The following is a 13,078-nucleotide window of genomic DNA, read 5'->3' as shown; positions in this document are numbered from 1 at the left end:
TTACTGATTTCAGTGGCAAGTTCACATTACTTGTTTTACTTTCCAATCCACTTGCTCCACAGATTTTACCTTGTTCCTAAAAAGCTAATGTCTCCCCAGAAATTCCACCTGCCCCTTTTTACGGTACAATAACCTGAATTTCAAGACATTAAAATTGTACTGGCATACGATTTTTAATATAAAATAATGAATATAATTTATAATTAATAATAAAGATATGCAGTTGTAATAGGGGAATTTTCCCTTTTATTTTGGGTTGTTTTCCTCTGTTGTACCGTAGGGGTGCATGTTAATTTTGAATCATTAAAACCAACGGATCGATTCGAAACAGCGGATTCTGAAAAGCTGAGACAGAGTAAGAACTTAACCAAAAATCATCTAACCATGCAACCTAAACTACTTATTCAACAAATAGGGCGGTACTGGAATGTGGACCGGGTGCTGAAACTGGCATTCCTGGTCTGCATCCTTTTAACATCTACATCACTGGCCCTTTCCCAGAAGTATTTTTACTACTACAATGGAGAGAAGCAGCCTTTGGAGCTCAATACTAATTATGTGTATCTCGTGGTACAATCGGATATCCCTGATTCTAACCAATTAAGTGCGTTGGTGGATAAGGATGTGCAGATTACAAAATTCAGTCTGGATAATTCTGCACAAACCCTGAAAGCTGTGGGTAACTACAAAGCTTCATCAGAGTATTGGGCAGAATTAAAGTTAAAGTCTGATATGTCTTCAGAGGAGTATCTGACCTATTTAAAGATGCTTGAAGCACAGGAAAGTATCAAAGTAGCTACTCCATATTTCAAAAATCAAGAAGAAGAAAAGATAGGGCTCTCCAACTACCTTTATGTAAAGATCAAAAGTAAGGATGACTTCAGCCGTTTGGATAAACTGGCTCGCGAGATGGGTGTTACCATTGTAGGACAGAATAAATTTATGCCGTTATGGTATACTTTAAAATGTACAAAGGACTCTAAATTCAATGCGCTTGAAACTGCTAACCGATTTTATGAGTCGGGTATGTTTGAGCATGCAGAACCGGACCTAATGGTTGATGAGCTTCCTCACACTCCTAATGATCCATTATATGGCGACCAATGGGGGTTGAACAACACCGGGCAGTATGGAGGCGCTGGCACTGATATGCAGGTTGAAGATGCCTGGGAGATAACTAAGGGTAGTAGAGATGTGATTGTAGCTGTTTTGGATCATGGGTTTGAAATGAACCACCCTGAACTACAGGGTAATACTATTGGCACTGGCTTTGATACCGAGTCGGGAACAACTCCAGCTTTGGTGTTGGGTAGCCATGGTACAGCCTGTGCCGGTATTATAGGAGCAAGGGACGATAACAATACTGGTATTAGTGGAGTAGCCCCGAATGTGAGATTAATGTCCGTAAGTAATTCATTGGCAGGAACGCCTAATTCAAGGCAAAAAAGAGCTGATGGTATTAACTGGGCGTGGCAAAACGGAGCTGATGTGATTAGCAATTCATGGGGCTCGGGCGTGCAGTATGCCATTATTGATAATGCAATTACCAACGCACTTAACAATGGTCGTGGAGGGTTAGGTACTATAATATTGTTCTCCGCTGGCAATGGTAATGGTAACGTAAGCTATCCTGCCAACAGTAACCCTGATATTATAGCCGTAGGTGCGATGAGTCCATGCGGGGAGAGAAAAAGTTTCACCTCTTGTGATGGAGAAGGCTGGGGAAGTGATTTTGGGGCTCAGCTTGATGTGGTTGCTCCGGGCGTGCTGATTTCCACTACTGACAGACAAGGTTCTGCGGGCTACAATAATGGTGTTACCATACACCCGAACCTGGGAGGAACACTTGTCGCCAATGATTATGCAGACCAAAACCATACAGTTTGGTTTAATGGTACTTCCGCTGCCTGCCCGATGGTGGCCGGAGTTGCAGCGTTAGTATTATCAGTAAATCCATGCCTTACGCACGATGAAGTGGAAGATATCATAGAGCAATCAGCTCAAAAAGTAGGAGGGTATGCATATGTCAACACTTTTGGCAGGCCAAACGGTACATGGCATAATGAAATGGGCTATGGACTGGTAAATGCTGAGGCAGCGGTACAACTTGCTCAGCAAATGCTGCCGGATAATGGAGACTTTGACCTTTATGCCAAAGACAGACCCTTTGATATTGGTAGCGAGCCTAACCCTGATAACGGACCTATGTGGATCAGTGAGGATATTTGGGTACGTCAAAATTTAGATGGAGGTGCATCGCACCAAAACCCTGAGTTTAAGCTGTTTTCACCTAATGGTGTGTATGTTAAAATACGTAACAAGAGTTCTGTTACCAGTGATTGTGCAAACCTGTCATTGTACTTCTCCAAGGCTTCTACAGGTCTGGTGTGGCCTAACCATTGGATCAATTATGCTTTATTGGCGTTTTGAATGGCGATAAGATTAATACGGTTTCCATACCTCCTATAGCTCCAGGTGGTACTTACACGGTTGAAATACCCTGGTATCCGCCAAATCCGGGAGACTTTGTTAATGACATACACCATTTCTGTTTGCTGGCCAGAATTGAGTCACCTGCTGACCCGATGTTCAGTGAACTTAGTGGGGTAGGCGTAAGTGGCAATGTGAAGAAGAATAACAATATTGTATGGAAGAATGTCCAGGTATACAACAATGATTTTGACGGCTTCACCAGCTTATATATTAGGGGGACTGAGAGGGGATGGAGCAAAATAGACCTGTCATTTTGGGACAGGGGTTTTCAGGATAAAATAGAGAAACCCTTCTTTGACCGGGGAGGTGAGATCAAAGTAAAAGTAGATCCTGAATTCTTTGAAAGAATAAAAGAAGCTGAGCTGCAAGAAGTTAAAATAGTTGATGAGAACATGCTCTATATTGCTTCTCCAAAAGCGCGGATTTCTGGCATCCCAATTTACAGCAGAGAGACATTCTCCATGCATTTTGCCTTCGGGGTAGATGTTGGTGAAGGAGAAGAGGTGATCCTTGATGTACTACAGCAAAATACAGAAAAGCGTACGCTGGAAGGTGGCGAGCGTTTCGTAATCACCAATACCAGGAAAGGCCGGTTTGATGAAGTGTCAAAACTGGATGTGAAAAAGGATAACCTCGTATACCCTAACCCCGCTGATGATGAGATATACCTTAAATACGAAGTGCTGTCTGATGACAGCGAAGTTGAAATCTCCATCTACAACATCCTGGATGCTCAGCAGTCTATGAAATTGTTTAGCGGTAAAGTCCATCGAGGCGAGCGATTTGAGAAATATGATGTTCACAAATTGAAGAAAGGAGTTTACATCCTTCAACTGAAAGTGGGTGATAAAGTAACTACCGAGAGGGTGGTGATTGAATAATGGGTGACCGGTTCTTGGTACTCGGTGATCAGTGAAATGTAAATCGTGAATAGTTAAATGTAAATAAATAGTTAGTTTTCATTCTCAGGTTCAGAACTGCCGTAAATCAGCTATGCTGTGGGCAGTTCTTTTTTTATGTAGTGGGTACACATATACCATGAGATGCATGATCAGACTTTATAATAGGAATATACAGTATTTGGTGTATGTAACACATTTTTTCGTAAAATTGGCTAGCTTAGAAGCTGTAAATAGCATAATTAGAAGAACCTTATAACCGTATGGAATTAGAAATTTATCAGATTGACGCTTTCACAGATAGAGTATTTGGAGGAAACCCGGCGGCAGTTTGTCCTTTGGAGGATTGGATTGATGACAAGGTCATGCAAAGTATAGCCGAAGAGAACAATTTGGCCGAAACTGCATTCTTTGTTAAAAAAGAAAATAACTATGAGATCCGTTGGTTTATGCCTCACGATGAAATTGATTTATGTGGACATGCGACTTTAGCATCTGCTTATGTCATCTTCAATTATTTAGAAACAGATGCCGACCACATAAATTTTATTTCAAAAAGCGGCGTTTTAAAAGCGAGAAAGACCGATGATGAAAGCATAGTTTTGGATTTCCCTTCCCGTGCGCCAAAGCAAATGGAAATTCCTGAAGAAATATTTTCTGCGTTTAACCACAGACCTGTCGAGGCTGCGGGAAGTAGGGATTTAATCCTCCTGTTCAACACCGAAGAAGAGATAAGGACACTTGAATATGATTTACATTTTCTAAAAGACTTGCCTTTTTTATGTATTGTTGCTACAGCAAAAGGAGTAGAGTACGATTTTGTGTCCAGAGTATTTGATGCCAATGCATCAATGCCGGAAGATCCGGTAACCGGCTCGGCTCACGCCTCTTTAATACCTTACTGGCAAAAAAGACTGAACAAGGATTCCTTTATGGCCAAACAATTATCGGAAAGGGAAGGGACTTTAAAGTGCAGTATAGATGATGACAGGGTTTATATGGCAGGTAAATGTGCAGTGTATCTAAAGGGGACGATTTATGTGCCATCTCGTTAAGTAGTAGCATGCTTTGTCTTCAGAGATATAAGCAAAGGGATCAAATACCTGTCAGGGTAATTTGAAGCGTTATATAAAAAGTATCCGGCCGGAAAAACACTAGGTTTACCGGCCGGATATTATTATTAATAAATCAATTTACAGACTTCACTATCCTTTTAACCAGCCTGGTTTTATCCATCTCTATTTCAAACAGGTATACTCCCTCTTTTAAGTTTGAAATATCAATAGGCTCATTACTGCTTATAGAAGGTAACTCGATTACAGTCTGCCCCAAAGTATTCACTATTCTGCCTTTGGCCTGGTCTCCTGCAAATGAGACACTTATAGTGTTATGAGCAGGGTTCGGGTATATTACCGGATCTGCCTTTAAGGTCTCTGAGCTTGCCAGCTCTTTGGTGCTGCTTTGGTTAAGTGCTGATCCCTGGCGGGTTATCCTTATCCAGTTAATATTCCATCCGCCTGCCTGGGCATAGATCCCGAATGGGTAAGTTCCCGCATTTACGTTTACCGTATGTGAAATGGTCGACCAGGTTTGCCATCCACCTGTATTGGGAATGTCGAGTTCGCCAAGTATTGTAGCACCCGCATTCAGGTCAGCAGATAAGCGGCCTCCGCCACTGGCACTGGCCACCCGGTACTCGATAAGGTACGTACCCGAAGAAGGGAAATTAATACCATTGTAGGCCATCCAGTCGCCTTGTTCGATCCAGCCTACATTCTGGCCGCCTTCTGAGCAGTTTTCCAGTTGTACGCCCGACATAGAGCTGTAGCTTTCTGCTTCTATGACTGAGCTTGATGCTACCCTTGAAACTACAATAGAGCTGAGCTCATCATTGAAACCTTCATTGACCAGGCAGTTATCATCACCTGTTTTTACCAGAGAATTTCCCTGAAAGTTATTGTCCCAGTACAAAGTAGCCTGATAGCCTGACTGTACCCTGATGGATGAGGCATCATCATTGACCAGTCCGCGCGCCTGTAAATCAGCCAGTGTATAGCTGCCCTCTCCAAGGCCTACAGCATAACCTCCATACGAGCAATCCTGATAAAGTGTGACCACTCCGCCGGAACTACCGGGAGGGATGGTGCCGGAAATCCAGAAGCTGCCAAGAGAGGCGTAATCGGAATAACCATTGGTAGAAGGATTGCCTGCTCCGGTACCATCTACGGAAATATAATAAGTGCCGGCACCAAGGTAAGCTTCCAAGCGGGTGTTAAGGCCACCTCCGTTAAAAGTACCTATCTGGTTTCCGGTAGAGCCTTCATAAAGCCTGACCAGTACATCCAGGTCACCATGCCTGCCTACTGTGTTGATGTCCAGATATACATTACCTGTGCCGCAGGTAAAACGGAACATATCCTGGTCACCGGTCCTTTCAATGATGCCATATTGCATATCAATGTTGCCGGCAGAATTGTTGGAGATGTTGGTGGCCGAACTGAAGTTGTTGCCGTGGTCGTCACCTCTAAAGCCCACATAACCAGCCATAATGCTGAGGTCGTTTTGCGTATTATTTGCATAAGCATACTCACCTCGACTCCATTGGGTAATTGGCTTGTAATAGCCTACACCCATGATGGGAGCCCAGTCGCCATGCCCGGCAAAGTAACCTTCGTTGGGATTTGTTCTTCCGTCGTGACCGAGGCCCAGCGTATGGCCTATCTCATGTGAAGCAGCCTCACCTCCGGATTTTCCGGAAAGGATGAACACCCAGCAAGGCCAATCCTGGTAGCCAAAACCACCCACGAAAGCCACACCACCTGCACCGGGGGCAGCATTATTAGTCGGTGTGAATACACATCTTTGCCTTCTGTTTTGTGGGTATGAGTCATATACCGCCTGGCTCGTGGTAATATTAACATTGAACGGACGAAAATCTTCACTGATAAGGTCCCAGGCCTCTTGTATCTGAGCATCAGACATACCTGAATGTGCAGCATTCAGTGAATTGCCATTAATCCATCCTGTCCCGGGAGGCAGGTAATAACCATCAAAGTCCAGGAGCACGCAGCCATAAGCGCCAGGCAAACTTTGCAAGTCATAAACACTGGCTGCCACCTCAAAATTGGATTGTGTCTCAGCCGTATCTGGCACCTTGGAGGCAGGCTTTGCAGGATATTCAATACATAGCACTTTATCTATGTCTTTTTCGTGAATATAGGCCCTGCCACTGGCGTCCGAGAAATATTCATAAGCCAGCTTCTGGTCTTTTAAAACAATGTTTCCGCGCAACTCACCATTTACAAGTTTGATGTAAAAGCTACTGTTTTTGATGTTGTCCACATCACCAACCAGCGTGAATTCACTTCCGCTTTCACTTTGATACTCTACATTCAATTCAAGTTGGTTTTGCGGGGTTTGTACTGTAATGAGCGGATTTGTCCGGCTTTGGCTGGTGCCTTTGGTCACTTTTTCCTCAAGTGATTGTTGAAAGGCTTTGAGGCTTCCGAGGTCAATGGCATCATTTTTTTGCTGCCCGTGGGCATACCACCCTATACTCAGCCATGCCAGGGTAATAATTGAAATTTGTTTTAGTTTTTTCATTGGTTTATTGTTTGGTTGAATAGTTTACTGTTTGATAAGGCGCTGAATTTCAGGACCTTCCTCTGAGTCAATTCGAATAAAATAAAGCCCTTGCTTTAAATGGGAGAGATCAATAGCCTCTCCGGAATAAACTTCTGTTGGAGGGATCACTTCATGTCCCAGAGCATCATTAATAGTTATTCGCATATTTTGACCTTTCGTCTGTACCTGAATGGTATTGCTAAAAGGGTTTGGATAAATAACATTGCTAACTATCTGATTATCAGCAATTTTATTTTTATTATCTTGAGCTATTCTTGCCCCTGTTGCTGATGACTGGCGCGTGATCTTCCACCAGTTAATATTCCAGCCTCCGGTTTGTGCGTAAATACCGAAGTTGTAAGTGCCGGCATTGATATTTACCGTATGAGATACCGTAGTCCAGTTTTGCCATCCACCGGTTGAGCCAATGCTCCTGGTGCCTAATACTGTAGCTCCTGCGTTTATATCAAGTGACAACACACCACCACCATTCTGGCTGGCCACTCTGTACTCTATCAGGTAGGTACCTGACGTCGGGATGTTGATATTGCTATAAGCCATCCAGTCGCCTGTATCTATCCAACCCACGTTCTGGCCGCCACCGGCATCTGAAGTACCTTCGAGCTGAACGCCTGACATGTTGCTGTAGCTTTCCGCCTGTATGGTTTGTGAAAAGCCACCGGAATTCTGACTTACGATCACAGAAGTGGCAGCGTCATTGAAACTATCATCCACAAGACAGTTGTCATCGGCTGTTTTTACTACCGATGTTCCTGAGAAGTTGTCAGAAGCGTAGAAGGTGATTTTATAGCCTGATTGCACCTTAACCGATGATATGTCATTGTCAACCACACCTCTGGCCTGTAACTGCGCCAGTGTATAGCTGCCCGTAGGAAGCCCTACAGCCTGCCCGGCAAAGTCACAATGCTTGTAAACAGTGACCGGATCATTTTGCGGGGGCGTGTCCATCTCTTCGTAAATGGCGGTTAACAGTGAATACTGATTTTGCACATCATGGTCTATAGACCAGATCATGATACCGCCGCCCTGCTGAACACCCAGATTGGTTTTGGCCTTAATGGTATTGATACCATTGTAATAATCTCCATTAAAGTAATCGGCGTAGGGGTCGGCACCCTGGGCCAGCAATGTGCTGTATGTATTCCAGCTTGGCCTGGCGTAGAAGGGTACACCCAGCACGGCTTTATTGGCGGGTAAACCCCGGCCTTTCCAATAATTCAACGCACTTTCAGCATAGCTGTAAGGCGAGTGCCCAGCACCGGCGTCCCCGTCATAGGCCATAATATTCAGCCAGTCAACGTGCTGGAATACTTCGCTGCTAATACCGGCACCGGCCCATGCAGAAGCATTGACTGCAGCGGTGAGCAGCAGGCCGCGACTATGCAAGGCACTTGAAAGTGCACTCATTAAAGCAGTGAAATTCGGATCAGGGTTTCCGTTTACAGCATCGGGAAACTCCCAGTCAATGTCAGCACCATCGAGGTTGTATTGCTGTATAAAGCTGATGACACTATTGACGAAGTTATTTCTGCCCGCGGCCGTAGACGCGAGGACTTCAAAACGACTGTCGTTGCCACCGCCGTCTCCAAGATCCCAGCCTCCAATAGCGATCAGAACTTTTACACCCTGGCTATGGGCCTGGCTAACGACGCTGTTGAGTTTTGCAGGGTTAGACACAGGCTCCAATCCACCACTTGCCGTAGGCAGCGCAAAGGAGTAATTGATGTGTGTAAGCTTGGCATAATCAATCTGGTTGGCATTGTTGACCCATGAGGTGGTATAGCCAACAATGCGCTGACCATAACCGGTTACCACCAGCGCAGAAAAGAGTAATACAAGAGTGAGCCGACTACACAGTCCGGCCCTCCTGAACAGGTAATTTTTCATAAGTTTTCACTTTTTAGGTTAGAAAAAGATTTAATTATTCCTTGTCTGCATTGGTACCCTGGTACTGTCAGCCGGCACATAAGTACCGGTGACAGCATCAGGGGTTTCTTTTATTCCTTGATAAACCTCTGAGAGAGTGCATGATCACCGCTGCCCAGTTGCAGGGTGTATTGCCCTGGTTTGAGCGATGATACATCTATGGTATTATTCACCACTTTGGTTTGTAATACCACCTGGCCAATGTTGTTAAACACCTTCACCTGATCGGAAGTACCCGCAGGTAAATGCAGCTTTAATTCACTGGCTACCGGGTTAGGGTAAAGTTTAAACTCAAAGGCATTGGTTTCCTCAGTTTCAGGCGTTTTCTGCGTGTCCGAAGCGGTTCGGGCAGAGGCAGATGCCTGGCTTGTAATACGCCACCAGTTGATGTTCCACCCACCGGATTGAGCGTAAATACCGAAATTGTAAGTACCGGCATTGATGTACACGGAGTGGGATACGGTGGTCCAGTTTTGCCAGCCGCCGGTTGCAGGTATCCCACGGCTTCCCAGTACGGTTGCCCCGCCATTGAGGTCCAGAGACAGTTGTCCGCCATTAACACTGGCTACCCGGTATTCTACGGTGTAGTAGCCTGATGATGGTATATTGATACTGTTGTATGCCATCCAGTCCCCGGTGTCGATCCAGCCTACATTCTGGCCGCCCCCTGCGTCGGAGGTAGCTTCGGTTTGTACACCGCTCATGCTGCTATACTGCTCAGCTTCCCTGAAAACCGAGAAATTGTTACTGCCACCGCCCTGGTAAACACGTACATAGTCAACATACATACTGGCTGGAAGTGCATTGTTGTCAACATTAAAGCCCGGCCAGTTGCCACCTACAGCCATGTTAAGCAGTATGAAGTACTCGTTGTGAAATTCGCTCGTGCCGTTAACACCGTTGCTGATGTCTACAATATGGTATTGCTGGCCGTCAACAAACCACTTGATACTGTTTTCATTCCACTCGATAGAATACACGTGGTAATTGGTAACATTGGTAGCCGTGTGGCCGCCATATGAGGCATAGTTACCGTTGTGGTCCTGCCAGTGAATGGTGCCGTGTACGTCAGGAGAGGTGTTCACATGCTCCATGATGTCTATTTCACCACAGGCAGGCCAGCCCACACTGGTAATGTTATTGCCCAGCATCCAGAAAGCGGGCCACAAGCCCAGGCTGGAAGGGATGGCTATACGGGCTTCGATTTTTCCATAGCGGAACGATTTACGCCCCTGGGTTTTCATCCTGGCAGAGGTGTAGTTGAAGCCTCCGAAGTTTTCGCGTTTGGCAGTAATTACCAGTTGTCCGTTTTGAACAGTCGCATTTTCCCGACGGTAATATTGCAGTTCATTATTTCCCCATCCGGATGAGCCATTTCCGATCTCGAAGACCCAGTCGGAGCTGATACCGTTGGTAAATTCATCCTGCCAGACGAGCTGCCAGTTTTGAGCAAGGCCGAGGTGCCCGAGTAAGAGCCCTGCGATCACCAAAATTGTTGATTTTGTTTTCATGATCTGTTGGTTTTAGTTTGAAAATTTGGTTTAATCTATAGCTCCGGGCGGATGACATCAGCTAAGACGATATAAACAGTGGCTTGCCCACATGAAGATATCATGCCTTTGCGCTGAAATGCCACGGCCCGGATGGTTTTGCTATTCTTTTATAAATGGGACCGTTACAGTACCGTTTATGGTCTGCATTTTCATAAAATGAAGTCCTTTAGGGAGATGCCGGATGTCCAGTGTAGCCCTCGTACCCTTGGAGTCATTCACGATTAAGCTCTTTTTACCGGTTATATCGTAAATAGTGATCTCCCGGGTTTCGGCAGGAAGATTTTCAACATTCAGTTGATTACCGGCCGGGTTAGGGTATATTACGGGCTGTTTAAACTCAATAGATTCCTCCTGTGTAGTGGAAGACTGCCTTGCGGTAGCTGATGAATTGCAGTTGCCGACAACAAAGCTCTTTTTGTTGTTCAGCGTGTTGTTTTCACCACCTTCGGGCAAGCTGTAGGTATAGTAAAAATAAATCGTTTGCCCAGCACCGGCATTGATCTGGTATGGTGTATTGGCAGATACCAAATAGCCAGGGTAAGGGTCATTGGCCGAAGTGCTGTAGTACAATATGCAGGTTGGGGAACCAACACCTGACCTTTTGGGGACAAAAGTCAAAGTAGGGTTATTGGAGTCCTCCGAGATTTCTACCGAGAAATCTGCATTTACGGATATGTTGCATCCGTCCTGAGGAGGAGTCCCTGAAGTTTTAAATGCTATCCAGTTGACATTCCATCCTGAATTGTTAGACACAAGCCTTACAGTCTGCTCTCCTGCGGAGAGGCTTACGGTAGTACTTGCTGTAGTCCAGTTTTGCCACCCTCCAGTAGCATTAAAGCTGGTTGTTCCTTTAGATGACCCATTGGAGAAGAACTCTATAACGCCGCCTGCATCAAGGCTGGCAACACGGTATTCCACTGTGTAATTTCCGGTCTGAGGTACATTGATTTCATATTCAAGCCAGTCTCCGGTATCAATCCACCCTACGTTTTCACCGCCACCATCATCGGTTGTGGCTTCCAGTTGTACCCCATTCATGTTGGTATAAGCTTCTGCCTGGATCGTGGCAGGAATAGGAGTGGCAGTGCCGGTATCATCGTCATCGTAAGGGCCAATGTTAATGATGGCCTGTGTAGGGTTTGGCGTATGGACGGATGATGAATATTCAAAAACATCATCATAGGCAAAACCATAAGAAAGCTGGTCTACACTGATACCTTGCTGGTGCCAGAACTTTGCGTAATGGTTACAGGGAGAGGCCTGATAATATTGGGAAGCATCAGACCAATCCTGTAACCCTGGGTTAGGGGTATTGATATCAATGATGTGGCGGTTGAGGGCAGCGCAGATCTGGGCCTGCACCAAAAGGTCAGTGGTGCCATCCTGCACTACATTATCCAATACGCCTTTTCCTTCAAAAACTTCCTGTGTGGTAGGTCTTCTGGTAATAATGGCTTGTCTGCCCTGGAACGCTGGCGACTGGCTTACCATCACAAGCTGTTCGCCCTGAACGCGGCCTTTCCAGATTCCGGCGTCACCGGCATCAAATATCAGGTCTTCATTGGCATATTTGCTCCATACAGCATCTACATATGGCTTCATGTAATTTACATATGGCCCGGGTACAGGCATAGACCCTACAGAGCCATCGGCAAATTCTGGTGTTTTAGAGGGAGCAGTGATCTCCCCGGTGGCGGGGTCAAGGCACTTCTGGAATTCTACAGGAACACTGGCCTGAAAGGCAGCCACTATTTCTTCATGTGTAGCTATTTCTCCCACCTTTTTGTAGTAGCCATCTGAGCCAAACAGTTCCATACCTATGGGGTATTGGTAGGAATCTACCCGTGTGGTATTGGCAAACATGCCGTATTGGTTATTGGTCAGCTCAATGATCTCATACCGGATGCCCTGATTAGGGTCAGTGGGATCAGTGGCATTGGGCGATGTGTAGCCTCGTTGTGCGCCGGAAGCTCCAAAGAAGTAAAAATAAAGTTGCTCTTCATACGCGATGAATATCCGGCAGCCCTGAATAGGAGGAACCATTACTGTATTGTTGGCAATTTCACTGAGCCTTCTGAAACAATCAGCGTACAGGCCGTTTTGCCCGGGACCCTGATTGCCTCCGTAAACCGGCCCCTGAACAGTATTGTAGGCAGGGGACATGGGCAATTGAGCGCCTGTGGCAGGGTCAACCCATATGTGGTTGCTGGGTTCGGCAAGATCTTCACCGACTACAGCTACGAAAAGCTGGTTATCGGGCAATCCTGAATGGTTTTCGATTTTAAAAGGAACGGTAACCTGCGCAATACTCAGCACAGGAATGAACATAAGCAAGAGCAGCACGGCTCTTCTGAGTCGGGTTGTAATTAAATTAGATGTCATGGGGCGTTGGTTTAAGTTGAAAATTTAGGCCAAGGGACTTCTGCTCCCTTAGCCATGGTTGTTTTTTAATTGGTTGTTATAGCATGTTTAATTTATTGTAAGTGATTAACTGATTCCTTAAGAAAACCTGAGCCGCCATTCCCTTTTTTTGAACCCCTATTTAATTTCGACCCAGTAAAA

General features: G+C 45.4%; 7 protein-coding genes. 3 read left to right on the top strand and 4 right to left on the bottom strand.

Annotated elements, in window-relative coordinates; translation table 11 throughout:
• The first annotated feature begins 384 nt into the window (after nucleotides 1-384).
• The 3 genes from E1163_RS22550 to E1163_RS22540 all read left to right on the top strand — a co-directional run bounded on the left by E1163_RS22550 (nucleotide 385) and on the right by E1163_RS22540 (nucleotide 4,447).
• Complete coding sequence (locus E1163_RS22550; RefSeq protein WP_155174735.1) at nucleotides 385-2,430, top strand: S8 family peptidase; 2,046 nt, start codon at nucleotides 385-387, stop codon at nucleotides 2,428-2,430.
• Nucleotides 2,400-3,374: a T9SS type A sorting domain-containing protein gene (locus tag E1163_RS22545; RefSeq protein WP_155174734.1), complete on the top strand. Its 975-nt coding sequence runs from the start codon at nucleotides 2,400-2,402 to the stop codon at nucleotides 3,372-3,374. The genes E1163_RS22550 and E1163_RS22545 overlap by 31 nt, the downstream gene beginning before the upstream one ends.
• A gap of 281 nt (nucleotides 3,375-3,655) precedes the next feature.
• Nucleotides 3,656-4,447 carry a PhzF family phenazine biosynthesis protein gene (locus E1163_RS22540; RefSeq protein ID WP_155174733.1) on the top strand — a complete coding sequence of 264 codons (792 nt, stop codon included), beginning with the start codon at nucleotides 3,656-3,658 and terminating at the stop codon, nucleotides 4,445-4,447.
• A 133-nt stretch (nucleotides 4,448-4,580) separates the two neighbouring features.
• On the opposite strand, the gene E1163_RS22535 is transcribed toward E1163_RS22540, so the two are convergent.
• The 4 genes from E1163_RS22535 to E1163_RS22520 all read right to left on the bottom strand — a co-directional run bounded on the left by E1163_RS22535 (nucleotide 4,581) and on the right by E1163_RS22520 (nucleotide 12,898).
• Nucleotides 4,581-6,995, bottom strand: a complete 2,415-nt coding sequence (locus E1163_RS22535; RefSeq protein WP_155174732.1) for a carbohydrate-binding protein — start codon at nucleotides 6,993-6,995, stop codon at nucleotides 4,581-4,583.
• A 24-nt stretch (nucleotides 6,996-7,019) separates the two neighbouring features.
• The gene (locus tag E1163_RS22530; RefSeq protein WP_155174731.1) at nucleotides 7,020-8,924 is read right to left on the bottom strand and encodes a glycosyl hydrolase family 18 protein; all 1,905 of its coding nucleotides are present in this window, start codon (nucleotides 8,922-8,924) and stop codon (nucleotides 7,020-7,022) included.
• Nucleotides 8,925-9,034: 110 nt separating this feature from the next.
• Nucleotides 9,035-10,474 carry a carbohydrate-binding protein gene (locus tag E1163_RS22525; protein ID WP_155174730.1) on the bottom strand — a complete coding sequence of 480 codons (1,440 nt, stop codon included), beginning with the start codon at nucleotides 10,472-10,474 and terminating at the stop codon, nucleotides 9,035-9,037.
• Between the two features lie 141 nt (nucleotides 10,475-10,615).
• The gene (locus E1163_RS22520; protein ID WP_155174729.1) at nucleotides 10,616-12,898 is read right to left on the bottom strand and encodes a beta-1,3-glucanase family protein; all 2,283 of its coding nucleotides are present in this window, start codon (nucleotides 12,896-12,898) and stop codon (nucleotides 10,616-10,618) included.
• Between the last annotated feature and the right edge of the window lie 180 nt (nucleotides 12,899-13,078).

This window comes from Fulvivirga kasyanovii (genome assembly GCF_009711405.1).
Lineage (GTDB): Bacteria > Bacteroidota > Bacteroidia > Cytophagales > Cyclobacteriaceae > Fulvivirga > Fulvivirga kasyanovii.
The sequence above is the reverse complement of the archived record's forward strand: the minus strand, read 5'-3'. Positions and strand labels throughout refer to the sequence as shown.